The sequence below is a fragment of the Sulfitobacter alexandrii genome, assembly GCF_001886735.1.
In the GTDB taxonomy this organism is placed as follows: domain Bacteria; phylum Pseudomonadota; class Alphaproteobacteria; order Rhodobacterales; family Rhodobacteraceae; genus Sulfitobacter; species Sulfitobacter alexandrii.
The window spans coordinates 305,262-324,242 of the sequence record NZ_CP018076.1 but is presented as its reverse complement, the minus strand read 5'-3'; the positions used below and the strand labels follow the sequence as shown (position 1 = coordinate 324,242).

The window sequence follows — 18,981 nt, the reverse complement described above, 5'->3', positions numbered from 1 at the left end:
CTAGCGCCGCCAGTGGAACGGCACGATGATCAGCGCCCCGATGGACGAGACGATCGCGTTCACCCCGGGGCTGGAGAAGCCCACGCCGAACATGATCCGCACGAAGTAGAACAGGAACGCCCCGCCGATGCAGATGATGATGCTTTGCAGGATGCCGTTATGGGTCCATCCCGTCTTTTCCGAGACATAGCCGACGATACCTGCGATCACGACGGTGCCGAACAATGCAAGGAACATCGCCTAACCCTCTCCCAGCAGGGTGCCGGGCGCGATGCGCGCGCCGCCTTGAAACACCTCCGCGTCCTGCGCAGCCTTGCCCGCCTTCTGCAGGCGCGTCAATGCGACCGCGCCGGTGCCGCAGGCCACCCGCAGCCTTTCGTCCAGCACTTCGCCGGCCCGGCCCTCCCCTTCGGCCAGACGCGACCCCAGAACCTTGACGCGCGTACCGCCCAGGTCGAACCACGCGCCCGGAAAGGGCGACAGCCCCCGGATCAGGCGGTCGACCTCGACCGCCGGCTTGGTCCAGTCGATCCGGGCTTCGGCCTTGTCGATCTTGGCGGCATAGGTGACGCCCGCCTCGGGCTGCGGCTCCGGCACCAGCCTGTCCAGGTTCTCCAGCGCCTCCACGATGGCCTCCGCGCCCAGCGCGCTCAGCCGATCGTGCAGCCCGGCCGTGGTCTCTTCCGCACCGATCTCCACAGTCCGGCGCAGCAACACCGGCCCGGTGTCCAGCCCGGCCTCCATCTGCATGATGCAGACACCGGTCCGGGTGTCCCCCGCCATGATGGCACGATGTATCGGAGCGGCCCCCCGCCATCGCGGCAGCAGGCTGGCGTGGATGTTCAGGCATCCCCGCGCCGGGGCGTCCAGCACCGCCTGCGGCAGGATCAGGCCGTAGGCGACCACCACGGCCACATCCGCGCCCAGCGCCGCGAAATCCGCCTGCGCCTCGGCCGTCCTGAGCGATGTGGGGTGGCGTACTTCCAGCCCCAGATCCTCGGCACGCTGGTGGACAGGGGTCGGACGGTCCTTCTTGCCGCGTCCGGCGGGACGGGGCGGCTGGCAATAGACGGCGGCGATCTCGTGGCCCGCCGTGACCAGCGCCTCCAACACCGGAACCGAGAATTCGGGCGTGCCCATGAAAACGATACGCATGGCGACCTCCGGGTCTAGCCGTTCAACTTCTTCGCGCGACGCAACAGCATGTCACGTTTGACCTTGCTGAGATTGTCGAAATACATCCGCCCCGCCAGATGTTCGATCTGGTGCTGGACCGATGTCGCCTCGAGCCCGACGAACTCTCCCCGCCGGATCGTCCCGGTCTCGTCCATGTAGCGCACGCTGACGGCACGGGGTCTGCTGATCCGCGCCGACACGCCGGGCAGGTTGGGCGAGGCTTCCTCGTGCTCGTTCATCCTGGCCGACGCTTCGAGGATCGTGGGGTTGGCCATCCGGATACGTTTCTTGCGATCCTTCGACGCATCGACGACGGCAAGCTGCAGCATCACCCCGATCTGGGGCGCGGCCAGCCCCACACCGGGCATGGCGTCCATGGTTTCGATCATGTCCTCCCAGATCGCGCGGATCTCGTCGGTGATCTCCTGCACCGGCGCCGCGGCGGTGCGCAGGCGCTTGTCAGGCCACGGAATGCAGGCCCGCATCGTCATGCGGCGGCGTATTCCGCCAGAAGGGCAGCGCGCGCGTCCGGCGCCAGATGGTCAAAGGTCACGACACCGTCGAGGTGATCCAGTTCGTGCTGCGCACAGACAGCCGCGAATCCGTCCAAGCTCTGAACGAACCGGCCGCCGTTCAGGCCGGTCCAGACCATCTGCACCTGCGTGGGCCGGCTGACGCGGGCCGTCACGCCCGGAATGCTCAGACATCCTTCATCCGTCTCGGCGCGCGTCTTGCCCACTTCCTGCAGCATGGGGTTGATGCACACCACGGGATCGGGCCTGCCCTCTTTCCAGGTCACATCCATGACAAAGAGCCGCAGCAGCACGCCGACCTGCGGCGCCGCCAGCCCCCGGCCGGGTGCATCGTACATCGTTTCAAGCATGTCCGCCGCGAGCGTCTCGATCTCCGGCGTGATCTCCGCCACCGGGGCGCAGACCTCCTGCAGGCGCGGATCGGGCCACTTGAGTATCGGCAGGACGCTCATGCCCGCGCCAGCTCGCGCTTGAGCTTGACCATCTTGCGGGTGATCATCTGACGTTTGAGCGGCTTGAGGTAATCGATGAAGAGCTTGCCGTCCAAATGGTCGATCTCGTGCTGCACGCAGGTCGCCCAAAGCTTGTCGAACACCTCCGTCCGCTCGACGCCGTCGCGATCCATCCAGCGCACTTCGACCTCCGCGGGCCGCGTCACGTCCGCGTATTGATCCGGGATGGACAGGCAGCCTTCCTCGTAGGTGTTGAGCGTATCCGAGGCCGAAATGACCTCGGGATTGAACATCACCAGCGGGCGGGGCGTCGTGCCCTCCTCCTTGACGCAATCCAGCACGATCAGCCGGCTCATCACGCCGATCTGCGGCGCGGCCAGCCCGATGCCGGGCGCGTCGTACATGGTGTGCAGCATGTCATCGGCCAGCGCGCGCAACTCGTCGGACATGTCGTCGACGGGATCGGCCGGTTTCTTGAGGCGCGGGTCGGGGTGCAGGAGGATCGGGCGTTTCATGACCACGATTTAGGGCAACGCCCGCGCCACTGCAACCGGGGGCTTGCAGCCGCCGGGTTTGCCGTTAGCCTGCACGCAATTCCAAAGGAGCCCCTCATGAGTTTTGACGAGATCATCGACCGCCGCGGCAGCCACTGCGCGAAATGGGACAAGATGGAAGCCATCTATGGCGTGCCGCGCGACACCGGCATCGCGATGTGGGTGGCCGACATGGATTTCCGCCCGCCGCAGGTCGTGCGTGACGCGCTGCAGGCCCAGGTCGATCATGGCGTCTTTGGCTACTTCGGGGACGATTCAAGATATCTTTCCGCGATCCAGTGGTGGATGGAAAACCGCCACGGCTGGAAGGTCGATCCATCCTGGATCTTCACCACCCACGGGCTCGTCAACGGCACCGCCATGTGCGTCGACGCCTACACCAACCCCGGCGACGGCGTGATCCTCTTCACGCCCGTATACCACGCCTTCGCCCGCGTGATCACCGCCGCGGGCCGCGAGGTCGTGGAATGCGAGATGATCGAAGACAATGGCCGGTACGAGCTCGACTTCGACCGCTGGGATGCGCAGATGACCGGCACCGAAAAGATGCTGATCCTCTGCTCGCCCCACAACCCCGGCGGCCGCGTCTGGACCCGCGAGGAACTGCAGGGCGTGGCCGATTTCGCCAAGCGGCACGACCTGATCCTGGTGTCGGACGAAATTCACCACGACCTCGTGATGCCCGGCAATACGCATATCCCGATGGCCCTGATCGACGGCATCGCGGACCGGCTGGTGATGATGACCGCCACAACCAAGACGTTCAACATCGCAGGGGCCCACATCGGCAACGTCATCATCGAGGACGACAAGCTGCGCGCCACCTTCGCGGAACGGATGATGGGGCTGGGACTGTCGCCAAACTCCTTCGGGCTGTTCATGGCGACCGCCGCCTATTCGCCCGAGGGCGCCGCATGGGTGGACGACCTCGTGACCTATCTCGACGGCAACCGGCAGGTCTTCGACGCGGCCATCGCCGACATCCCCGGCCTGTCGTCGATGCCTCTGGAGGCGACGTACCTGTCATGGGTGAACTTCGAAGGCACCGGGATGGAGATGTCCGAAGCGATCCGCCGCGTCCAGCAGGACGCGCACATCGCGGCCAACCACGGCGAAACCTTCGGCAAGGGCGGCGAAACCTTCATGCGGTTCAACATCGCCACCCCCCGCGCCAACATCGAGGAAGCCTGCGCGCGCCTCAAATCGGCCTTCGGCGACCTGCAATAGGCCGCAAGCTCAGTCGCCGCCGGTGATCAGGCCGGCGGGGGCCCCCTCGGGCACCTCGAAATCCAGCGCGGCACGATCCGCCACCGCAGTGGCGCGCTTGAACTCATAGTGCATTTCGCCCGGCACCGCCTCTTCGGTGGCGACGATCAGGCACTGGAACTGGTGCTTCGCCCCGTCAAAGATATCGACCAGCCCGCGCAGCTTCGGCGCATCCTCGATCGCGATGGCGAACCCCGTCTTCCACATTCTCAGAACCGGATGGACCACGCCATCCGCCTCGATCCGCAGCCGCGACGCCTTCTTCAGGCTCGCCGTGCGCGCGGCATCCAGCCCTGCCTGGATCTCTTTCGAAAAGACCGTTTCCATGATCCACCCCCACTCAGCTGCCATTTGAAACTGGTCGAAATCCAAACAAAATCAAGTAAATATTTGATTACAGTTCTCGCATGTGCAGCACCGCAGACCGGCTGCGCATGCATTTTCCTGTGCAGGTCCGTCTGCCGGCCCTAGATATGGTTCAGCGAAATGAGAGGAGAACAAGATGGGCCTTCTGATCGACGGCGAATGGCATGACAAGTGGTACGATACCAGCGAAACGGGCGGCAAGTTCGAACGCTCCGCCGCGCAGTTTCGGAACTGGATCACGGCCGACGGCAGCGCCGGCCCCTCTGGCGACGGCGGGTTCAAGGCGGAAACCGGGCGCTATCATCTCTATGTCAGTTTCGCCTGCCCTTGGGCGCATCGCACTCTGATCTTTCGCCAGATCAAGGATCTGGCCGACCACATCGCCATCTCGGTCGTGCACCCCGACATGCTGGGAGAGGGCTGGACCTTTGACACCGATTTTCCCGGCGCGACCGGCGACAACCTGTTCGACCTCCCCTTCGCCCGCGACATCTACCTCCGGGCGGACCCCAAGTTCAGCGGGCGCGTGACGGTGCCGATCCTGTGGGACAAGGCGCAGGACACCATCGTGTCAAACGAAAGCGCCGAGATCATCCGTATGTTCAACAGCGCGTTCGACGGGATCACCGGGAACACCAACGATTACTATCCCGAGCCGCTGCGCGACAGGATCGAGGAACTGAACGACCGCATCTACGACACGTTCAACAACGGCGTCTACAAATCCGGTTTCGCCACCACGCAGGACGCCTACGAAGACGCGGTCTACCCCCTGTTCGACACGCTGGACTGGCTCGAAGGCATCCTCGCGGACAACCGCTACCTCACCGGTGACCGGGTGACCGAGGCCGACTGGCGGCTGCTGCCGACCCTGCTCCGCTTCGACAAGGCCTATCACACCCACTTCAAGTGCAACCGCCACAGGATCATCGACTATCCGAATCTCTGGGCCTACACGCGCGAACTGTACCAGTGGCCCGGCGTCTCCGACACGGTCAACTTCGATCACATCGTGCGCCACTACCACTACAGCCACGAGTCGATAAATCCTTACCGGATCATTCCGATCAACCCGCAGCCGGACTTCGACGCGCCCCACGGGCGCGGCTGACCGGCGGGTCAGCCGCCGTTGGTCTGCGTGCCGTAATATTCGACCATCGCGGCAATGTCCTCCGGTGGCGTGCCCATCGGGACCAGCGTACTGGCGTTGCCGATGTGGGCAAAGATCGACCCGTCCGAAAAGAAGGACGTGTTGGTCACGCAGATCACCCGCGCGTCCGGCAGACGGTAACTGGCATAATCCGCCACCGCCAGCGCCGAACCCTCCTCAAGGACGAGGTTGAGGATGATGATCTGCGGCGCGTTGCCGGAGAGGTAGGAAATGGCCTCCTGCTGCCCATGCCGCAGGACCACATCCATGCCCAACCTTTCCAGATGGCGTTTCCAGATCTCGCCCAGCTCGGCGCAGCTTTCAACAATCAGTATGTTCATGCAGGCCCCTCGACCGCGGTTGGCTCGACCGCGACATGCTCCGTGGTCTGCCTCAGAAATTAACAATTGGTTAATTGCTGCCGAATTTGCTTAACGGCCGATACTTTTCTTGATGCAGCACAGTTTTTGCGCTTTGACAGCGCAGACCGGGTAGGATCTGGAAGTGATATCGATGGAGCATAAAGCGCCGGAACCTGCCGCGCGGGATCATGGCGGCGGTGTCGATGCCGCTGTACGCCGCTTCGGCGGAACACGTTGCGGCTGGCTCGATCTGTCCACCGGGATCAACCCCCAGCCCTACCCGATTCCCGATCTGCCCCGCGCCGACTGGACCGATCTGCCGGACGAGAACGCGCGCCAGCGGCTCGAAGCGGCGGCCCGTGCGTTCTGGAACGTCCCGGCGGGTGCGGCACTGTTGCCCGTTCCCGGCGCCTCGGCGGCCATTGCCCGTATCCCGATGCTGGCCCCGCCGAGCCGCGTGCGCATCCAGGGCCCGACCTACAACGAACACGCCGCCAGCTTTGCCGCGGCGGGCTGGCAGATCGGCACGGCGGCAGGACAGGCAAGCGTGCTGGTCAACCCCAACAATCCCGATGGCCGGCACTGGCAGGGCACCGACCCCGATGGCGCGCTGCGGATCATCGACGAAAGTTTCTGCGACGTGACCCCGGACGCGACGCTGATGCCGCTCGCCACGCAGCCCGGCACGCTGATCCTCAAGAGCTTTGGCAAGTTCTGGGGGCTGGCGGGTCTCAGGCTCGGTTTCGTCATCGGAGACCCGGCCCTGATCGACCGTCTGGCGACCATGCTCGGCCCCTGGGCGGTTTCCGGCCCCGCCTTGCGCATCGGCGCGCAGGCACTTGGCGATCACGAATGGACCGTCGCCGCGCGCGCGCGCCTCGGCGCTGACGCCACGCGCCTCGACCGCCTGATGACCGGGGCGGGCGCGGCGGCACTGGGCGGGACCGATCTCTTCCGGCTCTACGAGGTCGGCAACGCCGCCCAGTGGCAGGACCGGCTCGCCCGGCACCACATCTGGTCCCGCATCTTCCCCTACAGCGATCGGTGGCTGCGGCTGGGGCTGCCCGCCGCGGAAAGCTGGCCGAAGCTCGAACAGGCCCTCGAATGACGGCGCTGATGCTCTGCCTTGCCTTGCTGCTGGATGCCGCCCTCGGTGAACCCGGCTGGCTGTGGCGGCGGTTGCCCCACCCGGCCGTGCTGATGGGCCGCGCCATCGGCTGGTGCGATACCCGGTTCAACCGGGGCACCCTGCGCCGGACCAAAGGGGTGCTGACCGTCTTCATTCTCGTGACCGCGGCGTTCATACTGGGCAACCTGCTCGCCGCGCTCGGCCCGGTGGTCGAGGTGCTGCTGGCCGCGATCCTGCTTGCGCAACGCTCCCTCGTGGATCACCTGCGGGCGGTCGCCGACGGATTGCGCCTGTCGCTGCCCGCCGGCCGGCGTGCCGTCGCGATGATCGTCAGCCGCGATACCGCCGACATGCCGCCCGCCTCCGTCGCCCGATCCGCCATCGAAAGCGCGTCGGAAAACCTCAGCGACGGGGTCATCGCACCCGCCTTCTGGTTCTTGGTCGGAGGGCTGCCCGGCATCCTCGTCTACAAGATGGTGAACACCGCCGACAGCATGATCGGCTACCGCACGCCGCGCCACCTGGAATTCGGATGGGCCGCCGCCCGGCTCGATGACCTGCTCAACCTCGTTCCCGCCCGGCTGACCGCGCTGCTGATCGCCGTGCCGGCAGGGGTGACCGGCGAATGGCGCGCCATCGCCGCCGACGCCCGCCGGCACAAGTCGCCCAACGCCGGCTGGCCCGAGGCGGCCATGTCCCGCGCGCTGGGTGTGGCCTTGGCCGGGCCACGCGCCTATGATGGCCGGATGCAGGATTTCGCCTGGGTCAACCCCGCCGGGCGGCGCACCCTGAACGCCGCCGACGTCGACGCCGCCATCACCCGCCTGTGGCAGGCCTGGGGCGTGATGCTGGCCACCTCCGTTCTCCTGTTCCTGATCTCGTTCTGAAGGTACCCGATGCGCCACCTGATCCACATCCTCGCTCTTGGGCTCCTGTCCCAGCCCCTCCACGCCGAGACCCCCTGCGGCGGCGACTTCGCGGCCTTCGTCGCCGACCTCGAGGCCGAAGCCATCGCCTCCGGTATCGCGCCCGACACGGCCGCCACGTTCTTCTCGGGCGTGCGGCAGGATCCCGCGGTGCTGGCAGCCGACCGCAAGCAGGGCGTCTTCCAGATGCCCTTCACCGACTTCGCCCGCCGCCTGATCTCGTCCGACCGGCTGAACCGGGGACGGGCGATGGCGCAGGAACACGACGCCGTGTTCGACCGGATCGAAGCTGAATACGGGGTCGACCGCGGCGTGCTGCTGGCGTTCTGGGCGTTCGAGACGGACTACGGCGCATTCCAGGGCGATTTCAACACCGCCGACGCGCTGGTCACCCTCGCCCACGACTGCCGCAGGCCCGAACTGTTCCGTCCGCAGGTCCTCGCCGCCGTGGAACTCTACGCCGAGGGCGGCATGGACCCGCGCCGCACGACCGGCGCCTGGGCGGGCGAGATCGGCATGGTGCAGATGCTGCCCCGCGACATTCTCGACAACGGGGTCGACGGTGACGGCGACGGCGTGGTGTCGCTCAAGACGTCGGTGCCCGACGCCTTACTGTCCGGGGCCAAGATGCTGCAGCACCTTGGCTGGCGCGCGAACGAACCCTGGCTGGCCGAGGTGACCCTCCCGGCCGACTTCGACTGGTCGCAGACCGGCCTTGAAACCGTCAAGCCGGTCAGCGCGTGGCAGGACATGGGTGTCGTCCCCCGCAACGGGCCGCTCGCCGAAGGGCTGACCGGCTCCGTTCTGCTGCCGCAGGGCAAGGGCGGGCCCGCATTTCTAGCCTACCCCAACTTCCGCGTCTACTTCGACTGGAACCAGAGTTTCACCTACGTCCTGACCGCCGCCTATTTCGCCACGCGGCTTGAGGGCGCCGGGATATTCGACGCGGGCAATCCCGCCACGGGCCTGGACGGACCGCAGATGAAAGACCTGCAAACGAAACTCCAGGCGCGCGGGCATGACGTCGGCGGTGTCGACGGCATATTGGGCGCGGGCACCCGCGCCGCCGTGCGCGCCGAACAGGCGCGGCTGGGCCTGACCGTCGATGGCTGGCCCACGCCCGAACTTCTCTCGAAACTCTGACCGAAGGAGCCACTTCATGCCCCTCACGAAAACCGCCGCCCAGATGGTCGCCGACGCCCGCGCCCGGATCGAGGAGATCGACAGCGCGGTCGCCATTGCCATGCTGGACGATCCGAACGTCCAGTTCGTCGATCTGCGCGACCCGCGCGAACGGGATCGCACGGGCTTCATCCCCGGCGCCTTCCACTGCCCGCGCGGCATGCTCGAATTCTGGGTCGATCCGGACAGCCCCTATTTCAAGGAGGTCTTCGCCCAGGACAAGAAATTCGTCTTTCACTGCGCATCCGGCTGGCGCTCGGCCATCTCCGTCGCCACGCTGCAGGACATGGGATTCGAGGCCGCGCACCTGCGCGACGGCTTCGGCGGCTGGGAAAAGGCGGGCGGCCCGGTGGAGCACAAGACCGAAAAGTAAGGCCCGGACTCACCGGCGCTGACACTACATTGATAAGGTCAAAGCCTGAACGTATCCGGATCAGGCGGCCAAGCCCCCGGTCAGGCGACCAGCGCCTCCGCCTTCTTCAGGTCGACGGAGACAAGCTGGCTCACGCCCTGCTCGGCCATCGTCACGCCAAACAGCCGGTCCATCCGGCTCATCGTCACCGCATGGTGCGTGATGATCAGGAACCGCGTATCCGTCTGGCGGCACATTTCGTCCAGAAGGTCGCAGAACCGCGTCACGTTGGCGTCGTCGAGCGGCGCGTCGACCTCGTCCAGCACGCAGATCGGCGCGGGGTTGGCAAGGAACACCGCAAAGATCAACGCCATCGCGGTCAGCGTCTGCTCGCCCCCCGACAGCAGGCTCAGCGTGCTCAGTTTCTTGCCCGGCGGCTGGCACATGATCTCCAGCCCCGCTTCCAGCGGGTCATCGGATTCCACCATCACGAGGTTTGCCTCGCCACCGTTGAACAGGTGGCGGAACAACATGGCAAAGTTGCTGTTCACCTGCTCGAAGGCGGTCAGCAGCCGTTCGCGCCCCTCGCGGTTCAGGCTGGCGATGCCGGAGCGCAGCGTCTTGATCGCCTCTTCCAGGTCGGTCTTCTCGGTAATCAGCGTGTCGTGCTCTTCCTGCACGGCCTTGGCGTCTTCCTCCGCCCGAAGGTTCACCGCACCCAGCGCATCCCGCTGGCGTTTCAGACGGTTCACATCCGCTTCGAGCGCATCCGCACCGGGCATCTGGTCGGGATTGACGTCCAGCCGGGTCAGCAGCTGGTTCGGGGTCAGCTGGCTGTCTTCCGCGATCCGCTCGGCGGCGGATGAAACGCTCTCGCGGGCGGCTTCTGCGCGCGCTTCCGACCGCGCGCGGGCCTCGCGCGCTTCCGATGCATCCCGTTCCGCCTCGCGTTCGGCCACCGCCGCCGCGCGCAACGTGGCCTCGGCCTGTGCCAGTGCCTCCGCCGCATCGGTCCGGCGCGTCTCGGCCCCCGTGATCTCGGCGCTCAGCGTCTCGCGTTCGGCAGCCAGCTCGGCGGGCACGGCGCTGGCCTGCTTCAGGTCGGCCTCCGACGCGGACTTGCGCTCCACCAGTTCCGCCGTCCGTTTCTCGGCGGTCTCCAGCCGGTGTTTCCAACCGCTGAGTTCCTTGACCACTTCCTGCGACCGCTTGGTGCGCGCCTCGCCCTCGCGGCGCAGCTCGTCGTGGGCGGACCGGCGGGACATCATCGTGATCCGCGCGGCTTCCACCGTCATGCGGATATCATCGACCCCCGCGCGGGCGTCCGACAGATCGCCAAGCTCGGCAAGCGCGCGCTCGGCCTCGGTCACCCGCCCCCGGGCGGCCATCGCCTCCTCCTCGTGACGTTTCACGGCAAGACCCAGGCTTTCCAGACGCCCTTCCGCCAAGTTGCGATCCGCTTCGGACCGGCTCAGGGCGCGTCCGGCATCGGCAACCATGCGGTCGGCGTCGCGGCGGGCCTCGCGCGCACGCTTGTCGGCCTCCGTCTGCTCGACCAGCAAACGCGTCAGGCTGTCATGCGCAGCGCGCGCGCCTTCCGCCCGCTGGCTCGCCTGCTCCAACGACTGCTTGAGCACTTCGAGCCGGTTCAACTGCTGCAGGCGCAACGCCGCGGCAGAAGGCGCATCCTCCGCCCAGGCGCGGTAGCCGTCCCACCGCCACAGGTCTCCCTCGGGCGAGACCAGCCGCTGACCCGGCAGCAACGCCGCCTGAAGGCGCGGCCCATCGTCGGGGTCCACCAGCCCGATCTGGCCCATCCGCCGGACAAGCACATCCGGCACCGACACGTGCTGTGTAAGCGGCGTGACGCCGGCGGGAAGTGGCTGTTCGGTCTCGTAGGCCGGCAGGACGGCCCAGCCCGAGGGGCCGTCGCTCTCTACCTCGGGCGCGCGCAGGTCGTCGGCCAATGCGGCCCCCAGCGCCTTTTCAAAGCCATGCTCGACCTGCAACCGGTCAAGGATCTGGCCACCCTCTGCCGTGTCCCGTTCCACCAGCTTGGCAAGCGCCGAGGTCTCCGCCCGCAGCGCGTTCATCTCGCCTTCCGCCTCTGACCGTTCCGCCCGGGCGTCGGCCTCCCTGCCCTGTGTCTCGGCGCGGGCCTCCTCCGCCGCGTGCAGCGCCTCGTCCGCGGTCGCAGCGGCGGCCACCGCCGCCGTCTCGGCAGCTTTCGCCGCCTCGAAATCCGTCGCGGCCTTGGACAGCGCCGCGCGGCTTTGGTCGACCGCCTCCTGCGCCTTCCGGGCCTCCGCCTCGGACTTCGCCTGGGTCTTGCGGCTGTCCTCGAGCAGGCGCTCCGCCGACCCGTGGCGCGCGGCCAGCCGGGCCACGTCCTCGGTCAACTGAGCCAGATCGCCCTCGCGGGCCTGCAACACCGTCGCCGCCTCGCGTGCGGCCTCCGCCGCCGCTTCCAGCGCGGCTTCATGCCCCTCGCCCGCCTTGGCAAGTTCGCGCTGCTCCCATTCCAGCCGGTCGATGGTCTCACCCGCATCGCGGTTCAACCCGCCCTCGCGTTCGATGTCACGGGTCAGCTGCGCGATCCGGCTGGTCAAGGTCTCGATCGCCGTCTGGGCGCGTGTTTCCTGATCCGCAAGCGTATCCCGCTGCACCACCAGACGCTGCAGCACCGCGGCCGCGATGGCCTCTTCGTCGCGCAACGGGGGCAGGGCCTCTTCCGCGGCGCTGCGGGCCTTGATGGCCTGCTGCACCAGGTTCTGGGCCTGCACCGTTGCGGTCACGCGCGCGCGCAGGTCTTCGTCCGCCTTGGCGCGGGCGTCGTCCGCTTCGCGCCATCGACGGTACAGCAGCATTCCCTCGGTCCGGCGCAGATGGTCCCCGATCTCGCGGTAACGGGCCGCCTGACGGGCTTGCCTCGCCAGTTGCGCCAACTGGCTGGCAAGCTGTTCGATCACGTCATCGACCCGCGACAGGTTCGTCTCCGCGCTGTTCAGCTTCAGTTCCGCCTCGTGCCGCCTCTGGTAAAGGCCAGAGATCCCAGCGGCTTCCTCGAGGATGCGGCGGCGGTTCTTCGGCTTGGCATTGATCAGTTCGCTGATCTGGCCCTGCCGGACCAGCGCGGGGCTGTGCGCCCCGGTAGACGCGTCCGCGAACAGCATCTGCACATCACGCGCCCGCACGTCCTTACCACCCGCCTTGTAGGCGCTGCCCACGTCGCGGGTGATGCGGCGGACGATTTCCAGCGCATCTTGGTCGTTGAAGCCCGCCGGGGCCAGCCGTTCGCTGTTGTCGATGTGCAGCGCGACCTCGGCAAAGTTGCGGGCCGGACGTGTGGCCGCACCCGCAAAGATCACGTCCTCCATGCCGCCGCCGCGCATGGCCGTGGGGCGGTTCTCGCCCATGACCCAGCGCAGCGCTTCCAGCAGGTTCGACTTGCCGCACCCGTTCGGACCGACGACCCCGGTCAGACCATCGGCGATGATCAGATCCGTCGGATCGACGAAGCTTTTGAAGCCCGTCAGCCTGAGTTTCGAAAAGCGCACCTGAGAGGGCCCCGTTGATTCCGCGTCCGACGAAAATGCGGCCCACGGGTGCCGCATGTCAACCGCGACCCACCACAGCGAGCGTCCGGCGGGCTCTTATCCACAAGATATTGCGAGTTCAGTCGGCGGTGCAGGCCACCTGATCGCTGGGGACACCCCCGGTCAACGGGTTGCTGCCGGCAAGGGGCGCGCAGGCGACGCGCGGCGGTCTGGCCCGCTTTGGCGGCGGGCCATCGCCACAGTCGAGCCTGCCGAATGCCTGTGCCTGGTCGCCCGTGACTTCGACGACCCTGCACCCGCTGACCATCGCCATCGCCTTGCCCGCACGCGCTTGGATCGGACCGAACCGCGGCGCGTATTGCGTGTTGACGCGGATCGCCTCCGCCCGGCCATCGCGCAGCCGCACGTCAAAGGTGGAGCCCTCGACGCTGACGCGCGTCGGCGCGAGCCCCCCGAACTCGGGCGCCGGCGTGTTGCAGGCGCAAAGCGCCAGAACGGCGAAAAGGGCGATCACGTACCTCATGGGACAACTGAGCGCGACAATCGTTAAGATTTCGTTTCTACCCGGCAACGCGCTCCGGGACCCGATGGTGAACCATTGCGAGCGTCCCGCTCCGGTCATATGATCTGACCAATTCCAAGGGGTCGAAATGCCGTTCCAACCTGTCACACCCGAGAAACTGTCGCAGGCGGTGATCGGCCAGATCGAAGAGCTGATCCTTCGGGGCATCCTGCGCCCGGGCGAGCGCCTGCCGCCCGAACGGGATCTGGCGGAGCGGCTGAACGTGTCGCGCCCCTCGCTGAGGGATGCCATCGGTCGGTTGCAACAGGCCGGGTTGCTCACAGCCAAGGCAGGCGCCGGCGTATACGTGGCCGATGTCCTGGGCAGCGCCTTTGCCCCCGCGCTGGTCGAACTGTTTGCCCGCCATGACGAGGCGGTATTCGACTACCTGTCGTTCCGTCGTGACATGGAGGGCCTGGCCGCGGAACGGGCCGCAACCTTTGGCTCGGACACCGATCTCGCGGTAGTGCAGGCGGTATTCGACAAGATGGAGGCGGCCCACGGCAAGCGCAGCGGGGAAGAGGAGGCGCAGCTGGATGCGCAGTTCCACATGGCGATCATCGAGGCGAGCCACAACGTGGTCATGCTCCACATGATGCGTTCGATGTACGAACTGCTGCGCGGCGGGGTCTTTTACAACCGGCAGGTCATGTTCAGGCAACGCACCACGCGGGCGGCCCTGCTGGACCAGCACCGCGCGATCAACACGGCGTTGCAGGCCCGCGATCCGGCGCGGGCGCGGTCGGCTGTTGAGGCACATCTCGACTACGTCGAAACCGCGCTGACGAACCAGAAAAAGGCAGACCGCAACGAAGAAATCGCGCGCCAGCGCCTTCAGCACGAAACCGAAGGCTGAAACGAGAACGGCCCCTGAAACGAAAAAGCCCCGGCGGAGCCGGGGCTTGATATGGTTATCGGTCGTGGATCAGTGCAGCTTGGTGTCGACCTGCGCGATGGCATCGTCGATCAGCTTGTTGCCCTCGGCAGCGGACATCTGCTTGGCGATGACCTCGCGCGCGGCAGCGATCGCGACGGCCACGGCCCGATCACGCACGTCCTTGATCGCGGCGGCCTCGGCCGAGGCGATCTGGTCTTCGGCGGCGGCCAGCCGGCGTTCGACCGAGCGGGACAATTCCTCGCGCGCCTGTTCCGCGGACCGCTGGGCTTCTTCCTTGGCAGTGGCGACGATGCGGTCTGCCTGCTCCTGCACTTCCTTCTGCTTGCGCTCGTAGCTGGCCAGAAGGGTCTGTGCCTCTTCACGCAGGGCGCGTGCCTCTTCCAGTTCGGACCGGATGTCGGACGCGCGCTTGTCCAGCATCTTGCCCATCATGCCCGGCACCTTGAAGTAGACCAGTACGGCAAGGAACAGCAGGAAGGCCAGAAGGACGACGAAGTCGGTGTTGGTCAGCGAGAAGAAGACATCCCCCGCCGCGAAGGCCGGCGACGCGGCAAGGACGGATGCGGTTGCTGCGGTCAAAATCAGACGCATGGGTTATCCTTTCATCCGGGCTTCGACGGCCGCGTTCACGGTGCTGTCGTCGGCCTTGCCGCCCATGACCGCCACGATTTCCTTCGCGGTGTCCTTGGCAACGGCTTCGACGTTTTCCATCGCGCTTTCGCGGATCTTCGCGATTTCCTTTTCGGACTCCGCGGTCTTTGCGGCGATTTCCTCGTCCGCCTTGGCCATCGCGGCATTCAGGTCGGCCTGCATGTCGGCCTTTGCCTCTGCGATGATGCGCTGCGCCTCGGCGCGGGCATCGACCAGAGCCTTGTTGTAGGCTTCCTCTGCCTGCTCGGCTTTCGACTTGAGGTCCTCGGCGGCGGCGATATCGTTGCTGATCGTGCCCTGCCGTTCGGCGAGCACGGCCCCGATGCGTGGGAGCGCCACGCGGGACAGGATAAGGTACGTCGCGATAAGCGCCAGGATCAGCCAGAAAATCTGGTTGCCCCACCAGTCGAAGCACAGCTGCGGCATCCCGATGGCAGAGCCGTTGGGCCCTACGCAGGTGCCGGCGAGTTCGACGTCGATTGGTTCAGTTGCCATCAGGGCCTCCTTGGAAACTTTTCTTTACGCTTGGGCGGATGTCAGCGACACCCGCCCGTTCGTAAGGATGTCGTAACCGGGAAGTTAAACGGCGAACATCAGCAGCAGCGCGACGAGGAAGGCGAAGATGCCCAGCGCTTCCGCGAATGCGATGCCGATGAAGAGGGTGGCCGTCTGCGATGCCGCAGCGGAGGGGTTGCGCAGAGCGCCTGCCAGGTAGTTGCCGGCCACGTTGCCGACCCCGATCGCGGCTGCGCCGGAACCGATTGCTGCCAGACCTGCGCCGATGTGTGCGAGTTCGCCTTCCATGTGAATTCTCCTTACGATTGGAAGTTGCGTGGTGGCGGGAAACCCCGCCGTTGTCTTGATCCCGCGGGTTAGTGGTGCGGGTGAAGCGCGTCCTTGAGATAGACACACGTCAGGATGGTAAAGACATAGGCCTGGATAAAGGACACCAGGACCTCGAGACCGTACATCGCGGTAATTGCGACCACGGAGACGGGGCTGATCAGGGTGATCGCGGCAAAGCCGGCGAAGACCTTGATCACCGCGTGACCCGCCATGACGTTGCCCGCCAGACGAATGGAGTGGCTGACGGGGCGCACGAAATAGGAAATCAGTTCGATGATCGCCAGGATCGGACGCAGCGCCAGCGGGGCCGAGGCGACCCAGAAGAGGCTGAGGAACCCTGCGCCGTTCTTGACGAAGCCCAGGATCGTGACGGTCAGGAACACCGCCATCGCCAGAAGCACCGTGACGGCGAAATGCGAGGTGGGCGTGAAGGCCGTCGGGATGAGCCCGAGGAAGTTGGCGCAGACGATGAACATGAACAGCGTCATGATGTAGGGGAAGAACTTCACCCCTTCCTTGCCGCAGATGTCCTCGACCATCTTGTAGACGAAACCATAGGCCAGTTCGGCCACGGACTGCATCCGCGAGGGGACGAGAGCCCGCTTGGAGCTGCCCAGCACCAGCAACGCGAAAGTGGCCACAACCGCAAGGAACATCCAGAGAGTCGCGTTGGTCACCGTGTACCAGGACACCGCGCCTTCGCCGAACAGGGGTTCGACGATGAACTGGTCCATCGGGTGAAAAACCAGGCCGCCTTCTTCTGCACCATGCGCTTCTGTCGCCATCTCAGGCTCCTTCGTTCCTGTCGTCCTTGCCGGACGCGTCCTCGGTCGGTTCGACCATCTGTCTTGCCTGGAATTCCTGCGCGGAGCGGAGCATCGTCTTTACCCCGGCCGCAAGGCCCAGAAATGTAAACAGCACCATGAAGATCGGCAGGGTGCCAAACAGCACGTCCAGGCCGTATCCGATGCCGAAACCGATCCCGAGACCGGCCACGAGTTCGATCACCATACGCCAGGCAAGCTGCGCCTGAGTGTGGCTTTCATCCTGAATGGGCTTGGGCGTGTTGCGCCCCTTGACGGCGTTGATCCGTGCCTCGAGCTGTTCGAGCCGCTGTTGCTGGTCCGGATCGCTCATGCCGCATGCCCCGTGGGATGACTTGGGCCGTTAGGTACTGGGCAGGGCTGTTAGAGTCAACTATGATCGGTCCTGAGCTAAATTACTGATATTAATTTATAATTTTTGTCCCCTTGCCGCGCTCGGCACCTGCCCCCTGGCCATTGCGGGGAAAAACCGGACGGCCAATCATATTCAACCTTTCGGTTGATCTTGGTCGCCCCCACTGCGCCAGGGGGCCGTCTGCTCCATCAGCCAGTCGCGAAAGGCCCGCACGGCCTTGCGCCGGAACACCCCCTCGCCGCCGAGGATCTGGTAGTCGCCCTCACGAAAGCCGATGTCCGACACCCGGCGCAATCGGCCCGACGCCACCTCCTGCGCGACCACTTCGTCCGAGACGAGCAGAACGCCGTGCCCCGCCAGCGCCGCCTCGACCTCGAGCAGGGTGCTGCGCCGCCATGACGCGCCGGGCACCGCATCCGGCGGGACACCACCGGCCAAGGAGAACCAGCGGCCCCAGGTGTCCCCGGCCCGGTCCTTGAGCAACGGCAGCGCCAGCATCGCCTGCGGGTCCAGCATTCCCGACGGCACGAGCGAGGCGGCGGCATAGGGATGCAGCGGGGCATCGCTGATCCGCTCGGCACCGAGATAGAACGCCCCCGGCGGCACGAAGCGGATCGCCAGATCGGCCTCGTAGCGCGCGACATCGGCCAACGCGGTCGACGCCTCCAGCTGCAATTCGACATCCGGATGGCGGTCCTGAAACAGTGGCAGGCGGGGGATCAGGAACTTGGCGGCGAACAGCGGCTCGCTGTTGACGCTGACCCGCCCCGCGACGACGCCGGTCAGCCCCTCCGTCGCCTCCGCGATCGCGTCAAGCGCGGGCGAGACCTGCGCGAGATAGGCGCGGCCGTCCTCTTTCAGCGTCAGACCACGGGACAATTCGCGGAAAAGCTGGACCCCGAGCCGGTCTTCCAGTCCACGCACGTGACGGCTGACGGAGGAGTGACTGACCCGAAGCTCCTCCGCCGCGCGCGAGAAGCTCTGGTGTCTGCCCGCCGCCTCGAAGGCGCGCAGGGCGTTCAGCGGGGGCAGGATACGGCTCATGCCCTTTTGTGCATTTTCCGCACAACTGGCGTCAAGCAAATGTCTTTGCCCCGTAGTGCCCGGGCAGCCATATCGGTAGAGACAAGCGAAGGCAGTCCGCAATGACCGATTACAGCATATCTTCGCAGCGCCGGACGGCGCGCATACGTGCGTTTTTCAGAACTGTGGCGGCCGGCCTGAGCCCCCTCGCCCACCGCTGGCGACAGCGGGATCATCCGCACGTGGGCGATCTGGACGTGCGCCTGATGCGGGACGCGGGCCTTTCCCATGGCGGCACAGCGCGGCGGGAGACCGCCCCGGAAATACGCGAAACCCGGCACCCGATGCTTTGAGACGCTTTTCCCGGCCCGGTCGCTCGGCTATCTACCGTGCATGACACCCACGCTCGACCAGGTATTTTCCGCGCTGGCGGACCCCACGCGCCGGGCCATTCTGGCCATGCTGCTGGAAGACGACATGGCGGTGACCGATGTCGCCGACCCGTTCGACATGTCCCTCGCGGCGATTTCCAAACACCTGAACGTGCTGACCGCCGCCGGTCTGATCTCTCAGGAAAAGAGGGGAAGGGTGAAGTGGTGCAAGCTGGAACCGGAAGCGATGAAGGCCGCGTCCACCTGGATGCAGGGCTTCGGCCAGTTCGAACCAGTCCATCTGGACGCGTTCGAGCGGTTCCTGGCGCTTGAGCTGCCGGAACCGGAAGACCGGCAGGACGAAAAAGGCGCGTGACAGATCACGCGCCCGGTTTCGGATTTTTCAGAAGGCCAACTGGATAACCACCAGAACAACAACAACGAGG

The 18,981-nt window shown here is 66.1% G+C and carries 24 protein-coding genes; 9 read left to right on the top strand and 15 right to left on the bottom strand.

The annotated features are described in order from the left end of the window. The 5 genes from BOO69_RS01610 to def (BOO69_RS01590) are packed head-to-tail and all read right to left on the bottom strand — an operon-like array spanning window position 1 to window position 2,676. Window positions 1-237 (bottom strand): hypothetical protein, encoded by a 237-nt coding sequence (locus BOO69_RS01610; RefSeq protein WP_071969709.1) that lies wholly within the window; start codon window positions 235-237, stop codon window positions 1-3. 3 nt (window positions 238-240) lie between these two features. Further along, window positions 241-1,155, bottom strand: coding sequence for a methionyl-tRNA formyltransferase (gene fmt / locus BOO69_RS01605; protein WP_071969707.1), 915 nt, complete (start codon window positions 1,153-1,155; stop codon window positions 241-243). A 14-nt stretch (window positions 1,156-1,169) separates the two neighbouring features. Next, window positions 1,170-1,667, bottom strand: a complete 498-nt coding sequence (def, locus tag BOO69_RS01600; protein WP_071969705.1) for a peptide deformylase — start codon at window positions 1,665-1,667, stop codon at window positions 1,170-1,172. After that, on the bottom strand, window positions 1,664-2,161 hold the full coding sequence (def, locus tag BOO69_RS01595) for a peptide deformylase (protein ID WP_071969703.1): 498 nt from the start codon (window positions 2,159-2,161) through the stop codon (window positions 1,664-1,666). Before def (BOO69_RS01595) ends, def (BOO69_RS01600) begins: the two co-directional genes overlap by 4 nt. After that, entirely contained in the window at window positions 2,158-2,676 is a 519-nt protein-coding gene (def, locus tag BOO69_RS01590) for a peptide deformylase (protein WP_071969701.1), read from the bottom strand. Before def (BOO69_RS01590) ends, def (BOO69_RS01595) begins: the two co-directional genes overlap by 4 nt. A 96-nt stretch (window positions 2,677-2,772) precedes the next feature. Here def (BOO69_RS01590) and BOO69_RS01585 point away from each other — a divergent pair, with 96 nt between their 5' ends. Then, window positions 2,773-3,942: a MalY/PatB family protein gene (locus BOO69_RS01585; RefSeq protein ID WP_071969699.1), complete on the top strand. Its 1,170-nt coding sequence runs from the start codon at window positions 2,773-2,775 to the stop codon at window positions 3,940-3,942. Between the two features lie 9 nt (window positions 3,943-3,951). Here BOO69_RS01585 and BOO69_RS01580 read toward each other — a convergent pair whose 3' ends face one another. Continuing rightward, window positions 3,952-4,308: a hypothetical protein gene (locus tag BOO69_RS01580; RefSeq protein ID WP_071969697.1), complete on the bottom strand. Its 357-nt coding sequence runs from the start codon at window positions 4,306-4,308 to the stop codon at window positions 3,952-3,954. 175 nt (window positions 4,309-4,483) lie between these two features. On the opposite strand from BOO69_RS01580, the gene BOO69_RS01575 reads away from it, so the two are divergent. Further along, a complete protein-coding gene (locus BOO69_RS01575) occupies window positions 4,484-5,458 on the top strand; it encodes a glutathione S-transferase family protein (protein WP_071969695.1) in 975 nt (324 codons plus the stop codon). A gap of 8 nt (window positions 5,459-5,466) precedes the next feature. On the opposite strand, the gene BOO69_RS01570 is transcribed toward BOO69_RS01575, so the two are convergent. Next, window positions 5,467-5,838, bottom strand: coding sequence for a response regulator transcription factor (locus BOO69_RS01570; protein ID WP_071969694.1), 372 nt, complete (start codon window positions 5,836-5,838; stop codon window positions 5,467-5,469). A 172-nt stretch (window positions 5,839-6,010) separates the two neighbouring features. Here BOO69_RS01570 and BOO69_RS01565 point away from each other — a divergent pair, with 172 nt between their 5' ends. The 4 genes from BOO69_RS01565 to BOO69_RS01550 are packed head-to-tail and all read left to right on the top strand — an operon-like array spanning window position 6,011 to window position 9,469. Then, window positions 6,011-6,967 (top strand): threonine-phosphate decarboxylase, encoded by a 957-nt coding sequence (locus BOO69_RS01565; protein WP_071969692.1) that lies wholly within the window; start codon window positions 6,011-6,013, stop codon window positions 6,965-6,967. Beyond that, window positions 6,964-7,875: an adenosylcobinamide-phosphate synthase CbiB gene (cbiB, locus tag BOO69_RS01560; protein ID WP_071969690.1), complete on the top strand. Its 912-nt coding sequence runs from the start codon at window positions 6,964-6,966 to the stop codon at window positions 7,873-7,875. The genes BOO69_RS01565 and cbiB overlap by 4 nt, the downstream gene beginning before the upstream one ends. Before the next feature lie 9 nt (window positions 7,876-7,884). Then, entirely contained in the window at window positions 7,885-9,057 is a 1,173-nt protein-coding gene (locus BOO69_RS01555; protein ID WP_071969688.1) for a lytic murein transglycosylase, read from the top strand. 16 nt (window positions 9,058-9,073) lie between these two features. Then, a complete protein-coding gene (locus tag BOO69_RS01550; protein WP_071969686.1) occupies window positions 9,074-9,469 on the top strand; it encodes a rhodanese-like domain-containing protein in 396 nt (131 codons plus the stop codon). A gap of 80 nt (window positions 9,470-9,549) precedes the next feature. On the opposite strand, the gene smc is transcribed toward BOO69_RS01550, so the two are convergent. Both smc and BOO69_RS01540 read right to left on the bottom strand, forming a co-directional pair. Continuing rightward, a complete protein-coding gene (smc, locus tag BOO69_RS01545) occupies window positions 9,550-13,005 on the bottom strand; it encodes a chromosome segregation protein SMC (RefSeq protein ID WP_071969684.1) in 3,456 nt (1,151 codons plus the stop codon). A gap of 118 nt (window positions 13,006-13,123) precedes the next feature. Continuing rightward, window positions 13,124-13,528: a hypothetical protein gene (locus BOO69_RS01540; RefSeq protein ID WP_071969682.1), complete on the bottom strand. Its 405-nt coding sequence runs from the start codon at window positions 13,526-13,528 to the stop codon at window positions 13,124-13,126. A gap of 127 nt (window positions 13,529-13,655) precedes the next feature. Here BOO69_RS01540 and BOO69_RS01535 point away from each other — a divergent pair, with 127 nt between their 5' ends. Next, window positions 13,656-14,423, top strand: coding sequence for an FCD domain-containing protein (locus tag BOO69_RS01535; protein WP_071969680.1), 768 nt, complete (start codon window positions 13,656-13,658; stop codon window positions 14,421-14,423). A gap of 69 nt (window positions 14,424-14,492) precedes the next feature. On the opposite strand, the gene BOO69_RS01530 is transcribed toward BOO69_RS01535, so the two are convergent. From BOO69_RS01530 to BOO69_RS01505, 6 genes are all read right to left on the bottom strand, one after another. Continuing rightward, on the bottom strand, window positions 14,493-15,056 hold the full coding sequence (locus BOO69_RS01530; RefSeq protein ID WP_071969678.1) for a F0F1 ATP synthase subunit B: 564 nt from the start codon (window positions 15,054-15,056) through the stop codon (window positions 14,493-14,495). Between the two features lie 3 nt (window positions 15,057-15,059). Beyond that, window positions 15,060-15,611: a F0F1 ATP synthase subunit B' gene (locus BOO69_RS01525; RefSeq protein ID WP_071969676.1), complete on the bottom strand. Its 552-nt coding sequence runs from the start codon at window positions 15,609-15,611 to the stop codon at window positions 15,060-15,062. Between the two features lie 84 nt (window positions 15,612-15,695). Further along, entirely contained in the window at window positions 15,696-15,920 is a 225-nt protein-coding gene (locus BOO69_RS01520) for a F0F1 ATP synthase subunit C (RefSeq protein WP_011567586.1), read from the bottom strand. A 68-nt stretch (window positions 15,921-15,988) separates the two neighbouring features. Beyond that, window positions 15,989-16,747, bottom strand: coding sequence for a F0F1 ATP synthase subunit A (locus tag BOO69_RS01515; RefSeq protein ID WP_071969674.1), 759 nt, complete (start codon window positions 16,745-16,747; stop codon window positions 15,989-15,991). Between the two features lies 1 nt (window position 16,748). After that, the gene (locus tag BOO69_RS01510; RefSeq protein WP_071969671.1) at window positions 16,749-17,099 is read right to left on the bottom strand and encodes an AtpZ/AtpI family protein; all 351 of its coding nucleotides are present in this window, start codon (window positions 17,097-17,099) and stop codon (window positions 16,749-16,751) included. Window positions 17,100-17,273: 174 nt separating this feature from the next. After that, window positions 17,274-18,185, bottom strand: a complete 912-nt coding sequence (locus tag BOO69_RS01505; RefSeq protein WP_071969669.1) for a LysR substrate-binding domain-containing protein — start codon at window positions 18,183-18,185, stop codon at window positions 17,274-17,276. Window positions 18,186-18,286: 101 nt separating this feature from the next. On the opposite strand from BOO69_RS01505, the gene BOO69_RS01500 reads away from it, so the two are divergent. Together BOO69_RS01500 and BOO69_RS01495 are read left to right on the top strand one after the other, a co-directional pair. Beyond that, window positions 18,287-18,517, top strand: a complete 231-nt coding sequence (locus BOO69_RS01500) for a hypothetical protein (RefSeq protein WP_071969667.1) — start codon at window positions 18,287-18,289, stop codon at window positions 18,515-18,517. A 40-nt stretch (window positions 18,518-18,557) separates the two neighbouring features. Beyond that, window positions 18,558-18,911, top strand: a complete 354-nt coding sequence (locus BOO69_RS01495) for an ArsR/SmtB family transcription factor (RefSeq protein WP_071969666.1) — start codon at window positions 18,558-18,560, stop codon at window positions 18,909-18,911. Window positions 18,912-18,981 lie beyond the last annotated feature (70 nt).